At 68.8% G+C, this 20,168-nt stretch carries 17 protein-coding genes; 10 read left to right on the forward strand and 7 right to left on the reverse strand.

Annotated features, from left to right (window positions below; translation table 11 throughout):
• The first annotated feature begins 7 nt into the window (after positions 1 to 7).
• The 10 genes from SD37_RS39685 to SD37_RS39730 all read left to right on the forward strand — a co-directional run bounded on the left by SD37_RS39685 (position 8) and on the right by SD37_RS39730 (position 15,044).
• A complete protein-coding gene (locus SD37_RS39685; RefSeq protein ID WP_044855212.1) occupies positions 8 to 1,240 on the forward strand; it encodes a PrgI family protein in 1,233 nt (410 codons plus the stop codon).
• Between the two features lie 6 nt (positions 1,241 to 1,246).
• Positions 1,247 to 3,217 (forward strand): VirB4 family type IV secretion system protein, encoded by a 1,971-nt coding sequence (locus SD37_RS39690; protein WP_044855213.1) that lies wholly within the window; start codon positions 1,247 to 1,249, stop codon positions 3,215 to 3,217.
• Between the two features lie 73 nt (positions 3,218 to 3,290).
• Complete coding sequence (locus SD37_RS39695; protein ID WP_044855214.1) at positions 3,291 to 5,849, forward strand: type IV secretory system conjugative DNA transfer family protein; 2,559 nt, start codon at positions 3,291 to 3,293, stop codon at positions 5,847 to 5,849.
• 130 nt (positions 5,850 to 5,979) lie between these two features.
• Complete coding sequence (locus tag SD37_RS39700) at positions 5,980 to 7,059, forward strand: replication-relaxation family protein (protein WP_044855215.1); 1,080 nt, start codon at positions 5,980 to 5,982, stop codon at positions 7,057 to 7,059.
• A 72-nt stretch (positions 7,060 to 7,131) separates the two neighbouring features.
• Positions 7,132 to 8,106, forward strand: a complete 975-nt coding sequence (locus tag SD37_RS39705; RefSeq protein ID WP_044855216.1) for a C40 family peptidase — start codon at positions 7,132 to 7,134, stop codon at positions 8,104 to 8,106.
• Positions 8,107 to 8,195: 89 nt separating this feature from the next.
• On the forward strand, positions 8,196 to 10,754 hold the full coding sequence (locus tag SD37_RS39710) for a serine/threonine-protein kinase (RefSeq protein ID WP_052675111.1): 2,559 nt from the start codon (positions 8,196 to 8,198) through the stop codon (positions 10,752 to 10,754).
• A gap of 840 nt (positions 10,755 to 11,594) precedes the next feature.
• On the forward strand, positions 11,595 to 12,110 hold the full coding sequence (locus tag SD37_RS39715; RefSeq protein ID WP_145926843.1) for a hypothetical protein: 516 nt from the start codon (positions 11,595 to 11,597) through the stop codon (positions 12,108 to 12,110).
• Between the two features lie 6 nt (positions 12,111 to 12,116).
• Positions 12,117 to 13,256 (forward strand): hypothetical protein, encoded by a 1,140-nt coding sequence (locus SD37_RS39720; protein WP_236725217.1) that lies wholly within the window; start codon positions 12,117 to 12,119, stop codon positions 13,254 to 13,256.
• 103 nt (positions 13,257 to 13,359) lie between these two features.
• Positions 13,360 to 13,818: a hypothetical protein gene (locus SD37_RS39725; RefSeq protein WP_065913069.1), complete on the forward strand. Its 459-nt coding sequence runs from the start codon at positions 13,360 to 13,362 to the stop codon at positions 13,816 to 13,818.
• A 371-nt stretch (positions 13,819 to 14,189) separates the two neighbouring features.
• Positions 14,190 to 15,044: a hypothetical protein gene (locus tag SD37_RS39730; RefSeq protein ID WP_044855219.1), complete on the forward strand. Its 855-nt coding sequence runs from the start codon at positions 14,190 to 14,192 to the stop codon at positions 15,042 to 15,044.
• A gap of 312 nt (positions 15,045 to 15,356) precedes the next feature.
• Here SD37_RS39730 and SD37_RS39735 read toward each other — a convergent pair whose 3' ends face one another.
• The 7 genes from SD37_RS39735 to SD37_RS39765 all read right to left on the reverse strand — a co-directional run bounded on the left by SD37_RS39735 (position 15,357) and on the right by SD37_RS39765 (position 20,141).
• Positions 15,357 to 16,601 carry a DNA/RNA helicase domain-containing protein gene (locus tag SD37_RS39735; RefSeq protein ID WP_052675112.1) on the reverse strand — a complete coding sequence of 415 codons (1,245 nt, stop codon included), beginning with the start codon at positions 16,599 to 16,601 and terminating at the stop codon, positions 15,357 to 15,359.
• Positions 16,602 to 17,213: 612 nt separating this feature from the next.
• On the reverse strand, positions 17,214 to 17,570 hold the full coding sequence (locus tag SD37_RS39740; RefSeq protein ID WP_044855220.1) for a hypothetical protein: 357 nt from the start codon (positions 17,568 to 17,570) through the stop codon (positions 17,214 to 17,216).
• Positions 17,571 to 17,608: 38 nt separating this feature from the next.
• Positions 17,609 to 18,421: a hypothetical protein gene (locus SD37_RS39745; RefSeq protein ID WP_044855221.1), complete on the reverse strand. Its 813-nt coding sequence runs from the start codon at positions 18,419 to 18,421 to the stop codon at positions 17,609 to 17,611.
• Positions 18,418 to 18,906 carry a hypothetical protein gene (locus tag SD37_RS39750; protein WP_044855222.1) on the reverse strand — a complete coding sequence of 163 codons (489 nt, stop codon included), beginning with the start codon at positions 18,904 to 18,906 and terminating at the stop codon, positions 18,418 to 18,420. Before SD37_RS39750 ends, SD37_RS39745 begins: the two co-directional genes overlap by 4 nt.
• A gap of 13 nt (positions 18,907 to 18,919) precedes the next feature.
• Positions 18,920 to 19,135 (reverse strand): hypothetical protein, encoded by a 216-nt coding sequence (locus tag SD37_RS39755; protein ID WP_145926844.1) that lies wholly within the window; start codon positions 19,133 to 19,135, stop codon positions 18,920 to 18,922.
• A 38-nt stretch (positions 19,136 to 19,173) separates the two neighbouring features.
• The gene (locus tag SD37_RS39760) at positions 19,174 to 19,626 is read right to left on the reverse strand and encodes a hypothetical protein (RefSeq protein WP_044855224.1); all 453 of its coding nucleotides are present in this window, start codon (positions 19,624 to 19,626) and stop codon (positions 19,174 to 19,176) included.
• A gap of 44 nt (positions 19,627 to 19,670) precedes the next feature.
• On the reverse strand, positions 19,671 to 20,141 hold the full coding sequence (locus SD37_RS39765; protein ID WP_044855225.1) for a hypothetical protein: 471 nt from the start codon (positions 20,139 to 20,141) through the stop codon (positions 19,671 to 19,673).
• Positions 20,142 to 20,168 lie beyond the last annotated feature (27 nt).

The raw sequence follows: 20,168 nt of genomic DNA on the forward strand, positions 1-20,168 counted from the left end.
AGTCGCCATGACTTCTCCCGTACGTGTTCCTGCCGACGTCGACCGCCCGGACCGGGTGCTGGGACCGCTGACTGCGCGGCAGCTCGCGATCCTTGGCGTCACCGGCCTGCTGCTCTACGGCCTGTACTCGCTGACACGTGGGTTTGTGCCGGTACCGGTGTTCCTCATCGTCGCGATCCCGGTCGGGATCGCGGCCGCCGTGCTGGCTCTCGGGCAGCGGGACGGTCTGCCGCTGGACCGTCTCGTCCTCGCCGCGATCCGCCAGCACCTGTCGCCGCGGCACCGGGTCGCCGCCCCCGACGGCGTCCGCGCGGCCCCAGCCTGGCTCACCGCCCAGCACACCGAAACCCGTACCCGAGGCCGTGGCAGACGGTGTCCGTCTTCTGCTGGGGCCGAACCGGTGTCCCCGGCACCGCTGGAACTGCCCGCCCACGGTGTCGCCGACACCGGCGCGAACGCCGGGATCGTCGATCTCGGCGCTGACGGGCTCGCGGTCATCGCCGTCTGCGGCACCGTCAACTTCTCGCTGCGTACCCCCGGGGAGCAAGAGGCGCTCGTCGCCTCGTTCGCGCGCTACCTGCACTCCCTGACCGCGCCGGTGCAGTTCCTCATCCGCGCCGAACGGCTCGACCTCGCCCCGCAGATCGCCGAACTCCGGGCACACGCCGGCGGGCTCCCGCACCCCGCCTTGGAAGCAGCCGCGCGGGACCACGCGGACTACCTCGCCGAGCTCACCGCCCAGGCGGATCTGCTCCGCCGGCAGGTACTCCTGGTGTTGCGCGAGCCACTGCGCACCAGCCCGGCTCCCGCCGCCGCGTCAAGGGTGCTGCCGTGGCGGCGCCACCGCCGCGACGGCGGGCAGGTGGACAACGGAGCACGGCAGGCCGCCGAGCAGCGCCTGGTGCGCCGCCTGGGCGAGGCCGTCGAACTGCTCGCCCCAGCCGGGATCGTGGCCACCCCGCTCGACGCCGCCGCCGCGACCGGAGTGTTGGCGGCGGCCTGTAACCCCGACACCTTCCTGCCGCCCTCGGCCGTGCTGGCGGGCGCAGACGAGGTCGTCACCTCCAGCACCACCTTCACCGACCTCTACGGCCCCGACGACGTCCCGGCGGCGCCTCACCCGGCTCCGCCGCCGCGCTCTTCCATTGGCGCGCAGCGCCCTGGTCCTCGGTCAGCGCCGGGAGCGTGGCTGGACGAGGACGAGGACTGGGACTACGACGACGAGATCGAAAGCAGGTAATCCCCGATGGCACGTACCAGAAACCACAGCACCGTGGCCCGGTCCGGGTCGGCGGGAGCATTCACCCCGGACGCGCTGTCGGTGTCCGCCCGGCACCTCGAGGTCGGCAACGAACTTGTCGCCAGCTTCGGCGTCACGGGCTATCCGCAGGAGGTCTACCCCGGCTGGCTCGCCCCGCTGCTGACCTACCCCGCCCGCTTGGACGTCTCGGTCCACGTCCAGCCCGTCGACCCGGCGACCGCGGCCAGCGGACTGCGCAAGCAACGCGCCAAACTCGAATCGTCCCGCCGCCACAACGCAAAGCATGACCGGCTCGACGACCCAGACCTCGACGCCGCCGCCGAGGACGCCGCCGACCTCTCACGCAGCATCGCCCGCGGCGACGGACGCCTGTTCCGCTTCGGGCTGTATCTCACCGTGCACGCCCCGGACGAAACCTCCCTCGCTGAGGAAGTCTCCACGCTGCGGTCGTTGTGCGCGTCCCTGCTACTGGACGCCAAACCCGCCACCTACCGGGCACTGCAGGGCTGGGTGAGCACCCTGCCACTCGGACTCGACCCGCTCGGTCTGAAAAGGACGTTCGACACCGCCGCGGTCAGCGCCGCCTACCCGTTCACCTCGCCGGACCTGCCGCCGACCGACCCGACCACCTCCGCCCCCTCCGGGGTCCTCTACGGCTACAACGTCGGCAGCTCGGGGCTGGTCCATTGGGATCGGTTCGCTTGCGACAACTACAACTCCGTCGTTCTCGGCCGCTCGGGTGCGGGAAAGTCGTACTTCGTCAAGCTCGAGACCCTGCGCAGCCTCTACCGACGGCTCGGCGATCACGAGAACGGGCAAGCCGCGCACGGGGTACAAGCGTTCGTCATCGACCCCGAGGACGAGTACGCGCGGCTGGCCTCCCAGGTCGGCGGCACCTACGTCCACCTCGGCGCGGGCGGAGTCCGGCTGAACCCGTTCGACCTGCCTGTGCACCTCGGCGCGAACGGACGCCGCACCGCGCCACAAGACGCCCTCAAGCGGCGCAGCTTGTTCCTGCACACCGTCCTAGCCGTGCTCTTCGGCACGGAGAGCACACCCGCCGAACGAGCCGTGCTCGACACAGCGATCACCGAGACCTACCGCACCGCTGGGATCACTGGGGACGCCCGCACCTGGACGCGCCCGGCGCCACTGCTGCGCGACCTGCGCGACGTGCTCGCCACCACCGGCGACAGCGGGGACGCGATGGCCGCCGACCTCGCCGCCCGGCTGCACCCGTTCGTCGACGGCAGCTTCAGCGACCTCTTCGACGGGCCCACCAGCGCCGCTCCGGAGGGGCACCTCGTGGTGTTCTCCCTGCGCGATCTGCCTGACGAGCTGCGCACGATCGGCACCCTGCTGGTGCTCGACACCGTCTGGCGGCGTGTCTCGAACCCGGCCGACCGCCGACCCCGGCTGGTCGTGGTCGACGAAGCCGGGATCCTGATGCGCCAAAACGCCGCCGCACTGTTCTTGCTGCGCCTGGCCAAAGCCGCGCGCAAACACTGGTGCGGGCTCACCGTGGCCACCCAGGACGCCGCTGACCTGCTCGGCAGCGACCTGGGCAAAGCCATCGTGTCCAACGCCGCCACCCAGGTACTTCTTCGCGCGGCGCCGCAGGCCATCGACGAGATCGCCGAAGCCTTCGACCTCTCCGCCGGAGAGCGGCGGTTCCTGCTGTCGGCCGACCGCGGCCAATGCCTGCTCAGCTCCGGCACGCAGCGAGTGGCGGTCCAGTCACTGGCCTCGCCCACGGAGAACTTCTTGATCACCACCGATCCCGCCGAACTGGCCAGGTTCGCCGACCAGGACCCGGATGCCACCGACAGCGGCCTCGCCGAGGCCTACATCGACCTCGGCCCCGCTAGCACCACTGGCTCCGTTCACGAGGCCGGCCGTGCCGACATCGACGACGGGTTCGACGACACAAGACAAGTCGACCTCGACACCGCGTGATCGATTCCCGCCCTCGGTCCGCTTCCCGGCTTTGCCTTGTCTCACAGAAGTTTTCCCGGAAGGAAGTTCTGTCATGGCCGTACCCACCTCAGCATCCCCGATGACGCAGAACGGGGTGAGTGACTACCTACGTGACCCCGGCGGGGTCACCGGCCGCCTGCTCGCCGCCACAGGCGACTGGGCACTGACCTGGGGCCCCGTCGCCGTCCCAGCCCTGGCCATCGCCGTGGCGGGCGCGGTCGTGGCGCGGCGCTGGTGGCGCACTCGCCGCCACACCGCGCTGCTGGCCGACGCTCGCCGGATCACCGTGCTCGCCCCGCCCACCGTCGATCCCGCCGGCGGGGCCGCGGTCTGGTCCAACCTCGTCGGCCTGCTCCGCCCCGCCTGGCGGCGGCTCTGGACGGGGCAACCGCACCTGGCGATGGAGTACGTGTTCGGCGAGCACGGCGTCACCGTGCAGTTCTGGGTCCCCGGCGTCATCCCCCCATCACTGGTGGAACGGGCGGTCGAGGCCGCCTGGCCCGGCTCCCACACTCGCACCCAGCCCGCCACCTCGCCGTTCCCCGCGCTGGAGACCGGGCGCCGGCGGATCACCGTCGGCGGCCAGCTACGTCTCGGCCGTACCGAGGCCCTCCCGATCCGCACCGGGTTCGACGCCGACCCGATCCGCGGCCTGCTCGGCGCGCCGGTCGGGCTCGGCCGCGACGAGCGCGCCTGCGTGCAAATCCTGGCCCGCCCGGTCACCGGCCGCCGCGTCGCCCAAGCCCGCCGCGCCGCCCGCCGGGTCCACCACGGCTCCTCCGGACGACTCGGGGGCCGGATCCTCGACGCGATCACCCCAGGAGTCAGCGCCACCCGTACTCGCCGGACCTCGGACTCGCGCCGGATCAGCCAGGATCCGCAGCTGTCGCTCGAATATTCGACACAGAACAAGGCGATCGTGGGCAAGCAGCGCGGGTCCCAGTACGCGACGGTGATCCGGTACGCCGTGGCCACCGACCTTCCCGCGGACACGACCGACGACCTGGTCCGCCAGGCCCGTGACACCGCGCGCGGCCGGGCGCACGCGCTCGCGGCCGCGTTCGCCGCCTACACCGACCACAACCACTACACCCGCACCCGCCTGCGCCACCCTGCCCGCGCCCTCGCCGGGCGGTGCCTCGGCCGCGGCGACCTGCTCTCCGTCCCAGAACTCGCGGCGCTGGCGCACCTGCCCACCGACGCCGAAATCCCCGGCGTCGAACGCGCCGGAGCCAAAGCCGTCGCCCCACCACCCGGCATCCCGACCCCAGGCCCCGGGGTGATGCCGCTGGGACACTCCGACACCGGCCACGCCCGCCCGGTCGGCCTGCGGCTCGCCGACGCCCGCTACCACCTGCACCTGATCGGGCCGACCGGCTCCGGAAAGTCCACCCTGCTCGGCCAGATCATCCTCGACGACGTCGATGCCGGTCGCGGTGTCGTCCTGATCGACCCCAAAGGCGACCTGGTCACCGACATCCTCAACCGGCTCCCCCGCGACGCCGCGGAGCGGGTGGTGCTGTTCGACGCCGACTCCCGCCACCGCCCACCCATCCTGAACCCATTGGAGGGCGGGGAAACCGACCGTGAGGTCGACAACCTCGTCTCCGTCTTCCGCCGCGTGTACTCGGCGTTCTGGGGTCCGCGCACTGACGACCTCATGCGCGCCGCCTGCCTCACCCTGCGTGCGCAAGAGGCTGTGCCGACCCTCGCCGACCTGCCGAAACTCCTGACCAGCGAAGCGTTCCGCTCCCGCATCACCACCGGGCTGACCGACCCGGTGTTGCGCGGGTTCTGGGAGTGGTACGACGAACTCACCGACTCCAGTCGTTCCCAGGTGATCTCGCCGCTGATGAACAAACTCCGTGCGTTCTTGCTGCGCCCCTTCGTCAAAGAAGCCATCGCCGGAGGACGCTCCACAGTGGACATGTCGCAGGTGCTCAACGAGGGCGGGATCTGCCTCGTGCGCATCCCCAAAGGATCCCTCGGGGAAGAGACCACCCGGCTGGTCGGGTCGCTGGTCGTGGCACGAACCTGGCAGGCCACCACCGCCCGCGCCCGCGTCCCCCAGCGCCTGCGCCCCGACGCCCACACCGTCATCGACGAATGCCACAACTTCCTCCACCTCCCCTACCCCATGGAAGACATGCTCGCCGAAGCCCGAGCGTTCCGGAACGGATTCATCCTCGCCCACCAGCACCTCGGCCAACTGTCGAGAGAACTGAAAGAAGGCCTCTCCACCAACGCCCGCAACAAAATCATCTACTCCTCATCACCCGAAGACGCCCGCGAACTCGCCCGCCACACCACACCCCGACTCTCCGAACACGACCTCTCCCACCTCGGCGTCTACCACGCCGCCGCACGCCTGGTCGTGCACGGCGAGGAAACCGAACCCTTCACCATGACCACCACACCCCTGCCCGACCCGATCCCCGGGCGCGCCCGGGAGATCCGGGCCGTGCTCCGCGCCCAGCGCCGCGCGCACAGCACCACCAGCAGTACCGCGCCCAGCACCGGAAACCCAGCGGCCACCACCGCGACACAGACCGGACACCGGATTCCGCCACCCCGGCCACCCAGGACCGACCCACGCCGCACCCGGTCCTAGACGCCCGCGCAACGCGGTTTTCCTTCGCACCACAAGGAAACAGCCACTCGCCCCCAGCCCTCGGCCGAGGCCTGCGCCGATCTGCCCACAGCACTTGTCCACAGCCTGTTGACAACCACAGGAGCGTCCGTTGATCACAACGACCACTCGCCAACACACCTTGCGGGACCATCTCCCTGGCCGTCACACCGCCCGCGCCGCCAGTTCCGTTGAGCACCAAGCCATGCTCGCCTCCCGCCTCACCACCCGCGACAAGTGGCTCCTGGCCCTGCTGCACGAACACCGGGTCCTGACCAGTTTCCAGATCCAGGACGCCGCCTTCCCCTCTGGTCGCTCGGCACGCCAGCGAATACGGGATCTCTACCTCTGGCGTGCGGTGTCGCGGTTCCAGCCGTTCCAGCAGCTCGGCTCCGCGCCCATGCACTACGTCCTCGGACCGGCCGGGGCCGCCGTGCTCGCCGCCGAACACGGCATCGAGGTCAAGGATCTGGGCTACCGGCACGACCGCGCCATGGCCATCGCCCACAACCAGCGCCTCGCGCACACCGTCGGCGTCAACGACTTCTTCACCTCCCTCATCGCCCGCACCCGCCACAGCCGAGCGGATGACGCGTTAGTCGCGTGGTGGTCAGAATCCCGCTGCGCCCGCCACTTCGGCGACCTCGTCATCCCGGACGGCTACGGCCGCTGGCGCACCCGCCACCCCGGCTCCACGCGCGAGGTGGAGTGGTTTCTCGAATTCGACACCGGAACCGAGTCCCTCACCAAGGTCGGGCGGAAGCTGGCCGGATACGCGCGGCTGGCCGAGTCGACCGGGATCGCGACACCGGTGCTGGTGTGGCTGCCCACCACCCGTCGTGAAGCCGGTGCCCGCACCGCCCTGGCCCGGGTGCATGCCGGACTCGACGACCCTCACACGGTGCCGGTGGCCACCGCCGCGGCCGACCTGCTCGCCCCCGCCTCGCCGCATCCGAGCCCGGCCGAGGCGGTGTGGTTACCGCTGACCTCAGCCCGCATCGGTCGCGCCGGCCCGCGCTACAGCCTCGCTGACCTCGCCGACGCCTGGCCCCGCCTGGCGCCACCGGCCGGCCCCGGCACCGAGGACGGCGAGGGCGGTGGCGCCGTGGCAGCCTCGCCGTACCGGCTGCCACCACCGAGTCCGATCCCACCGCAGGCAACACCGAACCGGATCGCGCGCGGCGAGCACTGACCCGGCAGCACCAACTCGCCCACCACGAGTCCTGTTGCCATGCCGTTGCCGTGAAAGGAGCGCGATCCAGCCATGGGAAGCAAACTCGGGGCCGCCGTCGCCGCCGTGGTCCTCGTCATTCCGTTGCTCATCGGCGCCGGTGTGGCCGGCATCGTCAGCTCGTTGTCCGGCGGCAACGGCGCGAGTTCGCTGATCTGCACGCCCGACGGGACACCTACCGGCACGGTGCCGGGCCTAACCGCCGAGCAGATGGGCAACGCCGCCACCATCGTCGCGATCGGCAAGCAGATGAACGTGCCCGAACCGGGCTGGGTGGTCGCGATCGCCGCCGCGATGCAGGAATCCAAACTCCGCAACCTGCACTACGGCGACCGCGACTCCCTCGGACTTTTCCAGCAACGCCCCTCAATGGGCTGGGGCAGCCCGCAACAGATCACCACACCGACCTACGCGGCCACCAAGTTCTTCGAACGCCTCACCGCCACACCAAACTGGCAGGCCATGAGCGTCAACAACGCCGCGCAGACCGTGCAAGGCTCAGGATTCCCCCACGCCTACGCACAACACGAGGACAAGGCGCGCGCGATCGTCGCCGCGGTGTCCGGGGTGCGCTGTCAGCCCTCGCCCGCGATGGCCGGGACTGGTGACTGCGACAACATCCAGGCGCCGAACGCCGCCGCGATGACAGCGATCAACTACGCGTGCGGGCAACGCGGGCTGCCGTATGTATGGGGCGGCAACGGGCCGTTGAACGGCGACAGCGGATTCGACTGCTCAGGCTTGACCAAGGCCGCCTACAACGCGGCCAATATCTCGCTTCCCCGCACCGCGCACACCCAGTACCACGCCGGACCACGAGTACCCGACGAGCAGCTCCTGCCAGGCGACCTCGTCTTCTACGGCCCACCCTCGAAAATCCGGCACGTAGGGCTCTACATCGGAAACGGGAAGATGGTGAACGCCCCGGACTTCGGCCAAGTCGTGCGAATCGACGACTACCGCCATCCAGGTGACAACTATGCAGGCGCCACGCGACCTGAACGGTGAAGAATGTAGGTAGTTTCTGGGGAGCACGACATTTTCGCCATCTAGTGTGACAACGCACAAGGGCAATGAGGCGGACGAGGGGCAGGCCCGTGGACCTATCCGACGGAACCGTCATAGCTGACCGCTACAAGCTGGTGGAGCCCCTGGGTTTCGGCGGAATGGGCGAGGTCTGGAAGGCTCGGGACCTGCGGCTACAGGTGGACGTCGCAGCCAAGCGCTTGCTTCTGGACCAGTACGCCACCCCTGAGCAACATCAGTCCGCGTTGGCGTACGCGGTCAAGGAATCCCGCCACGCCGCCGCGCTGCGGACCCACCCGAACGTCGTCACCGTCCACGACGTCGTCGAAGACACCGACGGCATCCCGTGGACGGTCATGGACCTGGTCGCTGGGCGGTCCGTGGCACACGCGATGGCGGCCGATAGTCGTTTTGAACCTGACCAGGCCGCGCGGATCGGGCAGCAGGTGTTGGCGGCTTTGACCGCCGCGCATGCTCTGGGAATCACTCACCGAGACGTCAAGCCCGCGAACGTCATGCTGGCCGAGGATGGCAGGGTCCTGCTGGTCGACTTCGGCATCGCCAAGCGCGACACCGATACCAAGATCACCCGGACGGGGCTTGCGGTCGGCACCGTCGAATATATGGCTCCAGAGCGACTCGAAGGTAACGATGGGCCGGCAGGCGATCTGTGGGCGCTGGGTGTCACTTTGTTCGAGATGGTGGAGGGCGTGTCCCCCTTTCGCCGGGACACGATGCTGGCCACGATCCGGGCGATCGGTCTGGAAGCCCCGCCTCCCCTGACGTGGGCTGGTTGGCTGGCCGATCCCATCCTGCGGCTATTGGACAAGGACCCCAGTGTTCGCCCGACAGCCGAGCAAGCGAAAGCATTGCTGGATCACAGCCAGGAACCAGGAGCCGTGGCCACGTCGCAGTCGAACGCCCTAGTGAGGCTGTCAGCGGACCGACGGCCTCACACAGCCGAACAGGACGAGTTGTTCACCCGCGCGCTGTCAATCGCCGACACGATCGACGACACTGCGGGAAAAGCGAGGGCACTCCGCGATGTCGCCGAAGCCGCACCCTGGCTCGTCGACGAGATCCTCTCTCGTCTGTCTGCCGAAGACGGCACCTGGACTCTGCTGGCCTTGGCCGGCGAGACAGATGACGCCAGTCTTGCCCGGTCACTGATCGACAAAACCGAGCAGCTCATCACACAGATTCCCGATTCTGACACCCAGCTAACAGCACACCAGTTGCAGGTGACCGCCTTGAGCAGGCTGGCAGGTCTGCTGGTCACCACTGACCCTGGAGAGGCGCGCCTGCTCATGGCCAGCGTCGAGGCGGCTGCTCGCAAATTGCCCCCGGATCCCCGCTACACATTCGCTCTGCCCCAAGCCCTGGTGGAGATCGCCGATCTGGGCCAGAGAGCGGATCCGCACTGTGCCCGACGCCTCGCCGACCTCGCCGAGCAGGCCGCGCTCGGTCTCAGCGAACTCGAAGATCGAGATTGGGCGCTCGTACACATTGCCGAGGTGCTGGCACTGGTCATTCCGGAGCGTGCAGAGCGGGTCATCGGCATGATCACCGAACGATACAAACAGGTCGCCGCGTGGGAACGCGCCATCAAGAAGGCAATCTCCGCTGGCCGTAGCTCCGTGCCGGACCTGATCGACGCCGCCGAGCAAGCACTCGTCGGACCCGCACGTCCTCACGAACCCGCCGCGCGCGTGTGGCGGCGTGGCCGCAAGATCCGACACGACGCTGCGGTAAAGGACGACACCGGCGATCTGACAGACATAGCGGTGGCGGCAGCATCCGCGGACACGCGCCGGGCTGAACGCCTCGCATCGCGGATCACCGACCCCGGCGACCGGGCCGAAGCGCTGACCCGCATGGCTGGCCAAACGGCTACGTCCAGCCCCGAGCAGGCACGGGACTGGTTGGAAAAGGCCCACGAACTGGGAGTCCGCGCTCCCAGCGATACCCAGCGCGAGATCATGGGAGCTGTCGCCGCAGCCTCAGCGGTCCTCTGGCCGGCGTTAGCCCGTGACGCCGCCGGACGCCTTATCGCCGTACTCGGCGAGCACGAAACCTCGTGGAGATTACTCGACGCCGCCGAGTCCCTGGCCGCCGTAGACCAGGCTCACACAGTACGTCTGATTGACCGAGCCGATTCCCTCGACGCAGAGCCGCTTACCGACACTGAACGACGCACCGCCGCTGGTGCCTTGGTCTCCGCCGCCGCGACGTCCGCAGTCACGAACCCACAGTTCGCGAAAGGGCTGATCCGCCGCGCTTGGCAGATCGTGCGCCAGCCTCCCGAAGTAGAACAGTATGTCGAGCAGGTCTGGTGGCCGCTACGAGCACTCGCCGAGAAAAATCTGCACGCCGCCGAGCAACTACTCGACCAGCTCCCGGGCCGAGACCGCGACCCGCTGCTTCACGAGATCCTCATCAAGGTCGCGGCGACCGATCCTCTCCGCGCGGAACAAGGGGCCCAGACGATCGTTGACGACACCCTGAGGAAACAAGTTTGGATCAGCGCCATGCTTACCCTCGCGAAAGACAGCCCGCCTTCCGTCAGCACGAACCTGCTTCTCAAACCCACCAAGCAACAAACCCGCCCACCATTCGAGCAAGACCTATAGCCTCCGGCAGCGGACCCAAGACTGAGCTGTCAGGACCCGCGATTTTGCGGGACACCGAACAACGGTAAGGCGTCAGGTGCGGATTTCGCCCGCTCCCCGTATCAACGTCCATGCCACTAACCGCGCGAACCGCCATTTTAGCCCCGCCAGGTTAAGCGGGACAGTGAACTGCTGTTGGCGGTGCGAAATCCGCCTCCTGCTGCAGAGCGCCTGCTGCTCTTGGCCCACCCCGCGTGCGCGACGCGCGGCGGGCAAGACCAGTAGGCTTCTCGAAGTGTTTACTCGCCGAAGCAACGCGTTCATCGGGTCACACTTCGGACGGGCAGGCTACGCCGGGAGGCTGCCCGTATCTTAGATCGCGGCCGCCGCGCTACTCGTCACGATACGAAGCTCGTCGTCAGTCAGATAAAGCGATCCGATGTCGAGCCTCCAATGGCCCTGACGCGAGCCTCTATCACAGCACAAAGCAGCAGCGGAAAACGCACGGAGTTTCCCGAGAAGGCCTTCGAGGTCGGCGGATCGTATGCGTGACTTTGCTTTCAGCTGGTTTCATAACGCCATCCACGCCTGACCTGTCGCGAATGTCAAATGCGCGCCGCCGTTACCGTCGAGGCAATCGCCGAAAATTCCCGATCCCGTGACATTACACGGATGCGTCGAGTCAAAACCCATACCTGACTTGACATTCCGACGTGTATGGAGCGTTCCTGGACGTGTCATAGCGCGGATCGCGCACCGCATCGCCACAGGGATGTGTCTCTTATGGACGGACTACACGCTAGCGTTCCGGGCTGTGCCGCGGTACTTCCGGTGTTGCCGGAGGGCGAGGTGTGGGTGGCGATGCCGTACAAACCGGCATTCCCCGGCATCATCCCCGCCGACGAGACGCCACCGGGCGTCATCGTGGACCAGACCCGCTTCCCCGCCTTGCACGACCTGAACAACGACGCCGAGGTCGGACTGCGGTGCCGCCCCACCGTCGCGCGCTGGATCGGAATCCATCTGGAATCCTTCTACAGCAACGCCGACTACCGTTTCACCTGGCATGGGGACGCCCTGGAAATCCACGACGGCGGCCCCTGGGGCGACGCCGACGGTTCACCGCCGCGCGTGATCCGCCCCGGGGACGACGGCCGTTACGAGATCCGTGACCTGTGGTATCCCGTCGCCCCGGCGGCGGTCGGCGAGCTGTATCAGCGGCATCCTGACGCGCTGGTCACGCTGGTACGCGACGACACTCCGGCCTCCGTCCCGCACATGGTGGCGTACCTGACCGATCATCCCGGTGCGCCGTTGTCGTTACGGCGCAACATCGAGACCGCGCTGGCGAAACTCGCCACTTGCCTGGACCGGTGACCACCGATGACAGCGGTGGTCACGGCCTACGACGTCCCCGAGATCCGGGCCCGCATGACCGAATGGACCCGGGACCCCGGCCTGGACGGCGCAGGCAACTGGTATCGGTTCTTCGTCGGCCCCCGGCCCGAGGACTCGGCGGGAGAACCCGCCTTCCCGCCACTGGATGACGTCGGCGCCACGATCGCGGACACACTCCGGGCCCAGATCCCGGCCGCCGAACTGTTCTACGTCTCCGCCAACCTGACCGACCTCGCCAGCCACGCCGCGACCACGCTGGCCGACTACCGCCTCCACCCCGAAGACCTGCCCGCCCCCGTGGGACTCATGGTCTACGAACACCCACCCGTCACCCAGACCGCCAACGCACTGCACAACGACGTCTCCCTCGTGTCGTGGGGCCCTGGGCGTGGCGGCCTGTGGGTGCAGACCTGGGGCACCATCCCCGATCCCCTGCCAACAGCGGTCGACGTGGGCCGCAAGCTCGCCCGGCTACCCCGCGACTACGCACTGTCCCAGATGCGGAAAGCCGCCGCGCTGAACCTGCCGCTACCCGCCCTGGACAACAAACCCTCCAGCCACGACGACGCCGTCGACCAAGCCGCCAAACACCTCCTAGCCACATTCATGAGCAATACCGAACGCGCACCGATCCCGCCGAGCTTCTCCCCGCCACACGGCTACCAATGGTGCGGCATCACCCCCATGACGTTCACGGACATGAAGGGCTGGCCCAGCGCACTGACCGAAGGCACCACCGCCGCCACGATCGACGCGCAGCTCGCCCTGCAGCGCACCATCCTCACCACCTGGCTCCTGATGGGCCAGACCCTCGTGCGTTCCGAACGGATAGCCGCGCCCCGCGGCGCCCGCCGCCGCATCGCACGCTACGACCCCGCCCTCAATCAGGGCGTCCGGCTGGTCGACCTGCGCCGCGCCCGCACCACACCCGCCGACCGCCACAGCGACGCCTTCGGCCAAGGCACACGCGAATACCACCACAGCTGGATCGTTCGCGGCCACTGGCGCAACCAGTACTACCGCAGCCGAGACGACCACCGCCCCATCTGGATCGCCGACCACCTCGCCGGACCAGAAGACAAACCACTCATCGGCGGCGAACGCGTCCACGTCCTGCGCCGCTAACCCGGACACAGCCACCCGCCGCGACACGAGCGGGCTGCGACTGTCCACAACAGACGACCTGCACCCGCAGGCGATTGAGGAACAATGGGAAGGAATCCGCAACATGACCACCACAGAAAGCATCGGCACCCCGGTGACCCAACCAACTCCGGCCCCCGTGGCGATCGTGGGCGATTTTCACGACGACACCGCCGAGCTGCCGCTCCGGGACATCGCCGCCCGCATCCGCGAGGACCTCGTCGCGATCCAGGAAGACGACATGATCCACGCCGACGCGGAGTTCGCCGTCGCGGCGGATGAATCCGGTCCGCAGAACCAGATCCGCATCACGATCACCGGACTGCCCCACAGCGACCACGGCACCGCCGACGCGCCGACCATGGACCTGACGCGGGACGTCTTCCGGGCGGCATTCGCACTCGCCAGCCACTACAACCGGTTCGTCAGCAGCCCCTACCAGCTGCGGTACCTCGTGGTCATCCAAGCCGTCCACAACAGCGGCACCGCCTACGCCGAAGGCGTCGGCGGTATCGGGCTCTGGGGCACGCTGCCCCAGAGCTGACCCACCCGAAAACGACAACATGCCCACTACGGGGCGCGGCAATCACGGGCCGCGCCCCGTAGTGGGTTGTCAGCTACGGCACCGTCGCCTGTACCGGTGCCGCCCCGGTCGCGTGACAACCGGGGCGGATCGCAAAACGCCGAAGCACCCGACGGCGGCACCCACGCCTAGCCCGGTTCTTATAGGGGCAGACACTAGAACACAATGTGTCCACATGAGACACGTGTCTTGTTTGACGGATCGCTTGACAATGGCGGGGTGACGAAGCGTCCATAGACGTGTAGCCCGAACAACCGGATGCGCACCGGCGGGCCAACGCCCCGGCCGGGGCATGACCATCCCATTCCATACCCAAACGCATGGAGTCCGTCATGTCCCGCAAGAACCGCAACATCAGCGCCGCCCCGGTCCCCGATGCCACCGACAGCGACCGCCACCTGCACGCCGTGTCCGATGCACCCGGCACGCAGAACACGCCCACCACGGAAGACAAAGTGTTGGCCGCGCTGACCGCCAATCCCGCCTCCACGACAGCCGCACTGGCGAAGGCCGCCGAAGTCGGCCGTTCGACCGCCGCGAAGATCCTGGCTCGCTGGGGACGCGACGGCACCGCGATCCGGACCACCGGAGACGGCCCGCGCAACCCCGACACATGGACGCTCACTCCGTCGGACCGTGACACCACCGCATCCGACACCGACGCCGCACAGCCGGACATTGCGGCGGGCAACATCGTCGAAACCAGCGAAGCGACGAAGACGACCGTCTCCAGCACCGACGACGCCCCGGAATCCACCACCACGGACACCTCCCAGGACGACGTCGCTCCGGCTACTGCCGCCGACGACGCTGGGACCACCCCGTTGCCCGACACCGCACGGGAGGATCCGACGGACGGCGCGACCAAGCCCGAGCCGTCTGTGACGGGGTCGGCTGCGGTCACCGACACCGCCCGCCCGGACAAGGACCGACTGCCCAAGGGCGGGCTGCGAGCCATGGTGGAGGAGTACCTGACCGAACACCCGGGCGAGGACTTCGGGCCCGCCAAAATCGGCAAAGACCTCGGCCGTTCGGGTGGCGCGGTCAACAACGCCCTGGAGAAGCTCGTCGCCGACGGGTACGCGTGCAAAACCTGCGAGGCACCGAAGCGGTTCGCCATCAACCCGGACAAGACCGACGTCCCGAACACGAGCGACGATGCCACCGAGCCCGCGCTGAAATCCTGACGCCCGCCCGCCTAGTCCGCGCGCAGGACCGCCCCTTGGGCAACCGGTCCTGCGCGCGGACTTCTCATAACTCCGGCGCGCTGGTCCAGCCCCCGTTAGCGCCGCGATCGCCTACGCCACGGGGTTAAGCGGGCGATGGCCAGCGATAACCTCCGCCGCGCCCGTCCGGTATGGCAGTGGCACTATTCCGGCCGCCACTGGCGGCATCGTTCCCCGCCCCACGGGCACGAACGTGGTTGTTTCTTTTCTTGCCCCATACCGTCGATGTGCCGCATCCCATGCACTGGAGACAGCGGCCGGGGGCCTGTCGGGCTACGCGTCGATGATGGCGTGCAGCAGGGCGCGGGTTTCGGCGTCGGTGGAGTAGAGCACGGCGCCCGCCGTGGCGCGAGTGAGCAGCACGCGGTAGGTGCGGCGCACCCATAAGTCGACGTCGGCGGCCATCGCGCTGTCGAGGGCGTCGTCGCGGGTGGCGGCGGGGTCGGTGATCCACCGGTCGTCGCGCCACAGGAGGTCGGGGCCGAGGATGACGCCGCCGTAGTCGTACTCGAAGCCTTGCGCGCTGTAGACGTTGCCGATCTGGCCGGCGCCCGCAGGATCGATCGCCCACAATGGCGAGGGCGGCAGCCCGTTGACCGAGCGCTGGCCCTTCACACTCCACGGGCGCCGCCAGTCGCCGATCACGATGTCCCCGACCAACGGATTTCCTGGACTCGCGTCGCTCCACGGCCAGCACAACCCGGCCGTGATCCGGGCGCTCGCCCCGGCCTCGGTCTTCGGACGCAGCAACCGCTCCAGCTCGCCGGGGCTGTCGGCCACCCGCAACTCGAACCGCGGCGCGGAGCCCTTGCCCTCGCTCCAGGAGGTCGGCGGGCTGAGTGGGTCGTCGAGGCCGAGTAGGCGACGGACCCAGCTGTCGTAGCGGACGTTGTGATGGCGGTGCTGGCTCGTCAGCTCGGCGATGTGCACGGTGGTGCCGCAGGCTCGGGCGGCTGTCGCGAGGTAGTCGCGGGTGCCGATTTGCCCGGGACGGATCGCCTGGTCCTCGTCGAGGAGGAACACCACGACACGAGCGGTCTCGAGCAGCTGTGCGGCCTGGGTACGGTCGCTGCGGCGCGAGGCGGGGGTGTAGCGGGTGTTCGAAGTGGCCCGCAGTTGGTGCGCGTCGTCGCACACCAGCAGGTCCAGCCCGTCGAGCTCGGTGGCGGTGCCGAAGTACTGGAAGAGCTTCTGGGTGACGCGGGAGCCGTGTCCGGCGGTCTTGCGCAGCGCGGTGGTGAACGCCTGCGAGCCGGTGGCGTGCCGTGCCCGATAGCCGGCGCGCAGGGCCTCGCCGAGCAAAGTCAGCGCGAGGGCGCTCTTGCCCGTGCCCGCGGCGCCGGCGACCACCACGACGGCCCTCGGGCCGGCCTCGTCGGCGAGGCACCGTCGCACGTGGTCGAGGACGGTTTCCTGATCGTCGGACAGGGCGAAGACGTCGACGTGGGTGAGTGAGCGGGCCGCGAGGTCGAACAGTGTGGGCGCCGCGGGGCGCGAGGGGGATCCTGCGGTCGGCATGATGAGTTCGGTCCTCCTCACTGGGTGAGACGAACGTGCGTCAGGGTCTCAGGGACTTCGGCCAACACCCGCGGCTTGGACGTGTGGCCTGGCGAGCTGCGGCCAGGCGAAGGGTGTGGTGGAACCACGTGCTCTGCGGCGGTGTCGGGCAAGGGCGCACCCTGCCCTCGGATTTCTCAGAGACGGGATCTGGTACCGCACGGCGAGCGAGGTCGGTGCCCGCCGGGCGAGTCCGGGGCGGTGGAGAGTGTGGTCATCGCGGCTCTGCTTCGACGGTCGTGTTCGGGTCGGCCGAGGTCTGGTGGCCGGGACGAATCCAGCGGTGAGTGTCCGGGTCCCAGGTCGCGGTAGCCATCAGGCGGTTGAGGTCGGGGAGCCCGTCCCCGTACGTCCAGCCGAACTCAAAGCATTCGACCGCGCCGGGCCATCGCCCAGACCAGGTGTCTCGCGGGCATGAGCACGCTTCGTCGTGACCTGTGCGCTGCAGTCCGGTGGCCAGACAGCGCGCCACGGGACACCACTCGACGTGGATGTGGCCGATCTTGGTGTGGCAACTTGGGCAGGACGGTTGCAATGGCCCACGAGGGCGTAACCAACGCGGGGGCGGGGTGGTCATGCGGGCCTCCCGGTCGGGTCGTGCTGGCTTTCGAAGTGCTCGTTCCACAACTGTGTCTCGGCGCCCGCGTGTGTGTAGGGCGGACGCGCATTGGGGTTGGCTAGCAGGTGGTGCTGTGCGAAGACCAGTCCGGCTCCGGAGGTGATGGCCTCGGCGATGCGCAGGTGCATGCGTGCCCAGTCGAGGCAGCGCCGGTATTCGTCCTGGTCTACGGCGCGGCTGCTCAACGTCGGGTAGATCGCGCGAGCCCGGGCGAAGAGGGCCTCGGCGGCGGCGCAGTGCTCGGCGGCACTACGTGGCTCCGCCGCCTTTGTGGCGGCGGTCGGATCGGTGGGGCCGGTGTTCGGTGGCATGGCGTCTTTCTCCTTCAGGTTATCGTTGGAACGCGGGGTCAGTAGGTGGTGAGCACCGCGCGGGCGCGGGAGTCGTCCAGCACCGGGCGCGTGGTGTGGCGCTCGTCGTCGGCGATGCGGACCCGTATGCCGAAGCGGGGCGGCCCGCCGGACGCGTCGGTCCATCCGTAGAGGGCCGGTAGCTGCGCGAGCGCGTGTGCGGTGGCTGCGGCGGCGGGGTCACCGTCGCGGTAGCCGAAGACCTCGAATGCCAGCTCCACGGCCGTCTCGTCGGCGGTGAGGGCGTAGCGCAGGTGCGGTGGTAGCTGTGCCCGGAGCTCGGTGAGGGCGGCGGGTTCGCCCGGGCCGGGTGGTCCTGTGACATCAGCGAGGATCCGCAGTCCGAGCTGGGTTAGGTCGTGTTGATAGGTGTCGCCCAGCAGTGGGCCGTAGCGGCGGGCGGTGGTGTTGGCGGCGTCGATCCCGGTGTAGCCGCAGCTGTCGCGCATGTGCGGGAAGGCCAGTGGTGTCTCGTCGGGTCCGGGTGGGATGTACTCGTCGGCGCGCAGCGACCACCGGTCACCTCGTCGCGCGGTCCACACCGCGTCAGTGTCGAAGGCATACACGTAGTCGGTGCCGTGGCTGGTGGGCCAGGGCCACGGCCACTCATGGTTTCCGAGCGTCACCTCGCCGGCTTCGTGGATCTCGGCGGTGCGCAGGAAGAGGGCGACGAGGGTGATGAATCCGCCCGCGGACCGGGCTCGCGTGATCTCGTCGAGCCAGCGGCCGTTGCGGGTGCCGACGCGAACGGATCCGAGCCAGTCGGCGTCGGGGCCGCGCCCGAGGTAGAAGTCGTGCGTCGTGCTGCTCATCGGGCGTCACCGCCGATGATGGGCATGTCGGCGGGTTTCTCTCGCATCAGCGGCATCGGCACCGACGGTGGCGCGGCCGGATCACGCAGCCACGCGTACAAATCGGGCGGCCCGAGCGGGTCGTCGCCCTCGGGAAACCACGGGTTGCGCGGGTCGATACGGTGCCAGCGGACACCGCCGCCCACCGTGGCGAACACCGCGCCGTCGCGGGGGTCGAAGGTGATGATCCAGCTGCTGTTGTGGCTGGAATACCACGGCCACGGCCAGCCGCCCTCGCGCCGATACGCACGGCCGAGACGTTCCTCCTCCCACACATCGAAAGCGTCGGCCACGGCCGCGCGGAAGATGGCCTCGGTGGTCGCAGTTACCGCCAGCCGCGCAGGTGGAACGGCGAGGAAATTCTCGGGATAGCACTCCCCGTGCAGGGAGCCGATCCACTCCGCGTCCTCGCCCCGCCCGAGGTAGAAGTCGGTGGAACTCGACATCGCCAGGTCCTCCTTATCGTGACGCATGGGGCTTCGGGCTCACGGGTGCCGGGACACAGGCGTACGGATCGGGCGGCGGATACGGCGGAGCGTCGCCGTCGTGGGTGGCGTCCTGTTCGTGTTCGGTGGCGCGGCCGAGGATGTAGACGAGCACGATCACCGGGGTCCACGGCCCGGGCAGCATCACGGCCAGCACGGTCCACATGAGACGTTTCTTCCTGTCACGCATGATGTGTCGATCTTTCTGTAGTGCGGGGAAATGGTTGGTCAGCTGAAGGTGGGAATCGCGCCCAGCGTGCCGACGACCTCGGCCACGACGGCGGGCACGTCCATCACCACGAACACGGCGTAGCCGCCGAGTTCGGTGTTGGCGGTGGCCCCGACCCGGCTGCACAGCACCGCCTCGCAACGGCCGCTACTCCACTGCTCGAACGAGATCCCCGCCTCGGTGAGCATCCGCCACGCGGCCGGGCAATACAGGCGCAGTACCTCGGGCCACGCGCGCTCGGGCACGTCGAGCTCTCCGCAGTACAGCGCGGACACCACCGCGACAGTCGACGCGCGACCGGTGAGGATGTAGCCCCAGTTCGGGTCGAATCGCTCGACCGGGCGATACCGTTTATCCCGTCCGGCCAGGGCGGGCAGGGCGGGCAGGATCTCGCCCGCGTCGGGTTCGGCGTGACGGTAGAGGTCATGAGGAATAGGCAAGAACGTGGTCATTGTTTGTCTGTCCTTTATGGATTTTTGAGGTCGCGGGGTTTGCGTCAGACCAGGTGTGTGCAGTCGGTGGCGGGTGTATCGGGCAGGCGGTGCACCGGGAGTGGGACCGCTGGTGCCGCACGGGGATCGCGCAGCCATCTCGCGAAGTCCGGCGGGCCGCACTGCAACGGCGGGCGCGGGTCTTCGGGGTCCAGGCGGTGCCAGCGGTCCCCACCACCCGCCGTCATATGCGCCGCACCGCCAAAGTGGGTGATGATCCAGTCGTTGCAGTGGCTGGACTCCCAGTCCCACGGCCACCCGTTTCGGGGTTCGTGCGCCGCGCCGAGTCCCCCGACCGCCCACATCAACAACAGGTCCTTCACCGCCGTCCGGTAGGCCGACGTTCCTTGCGCGGTCAGCGTGGCGCGGCCGTGGGACAACTTGAGGAGGTTGTCGGGGTGGCAGGCGAACTGCAGGGAACCCAGCCATTGCGCGGTCGGTCCAGTGCCGAGGTAGAAGTCGGTGCGCGTAACCATCACGAAGTCCTCTCTTGGGCGGGCTTG

Origin of the sequence: Amycolatopsis orientalis, from assembly GCF_000943515.2 — a bacterium.
Lineage (GTDB): Bacteria > Actinomycetota > Actinomycetes > Mycobacteriales > Pseudonocardiaceae > Amycolatopsis > Amycolatopsis orientalis.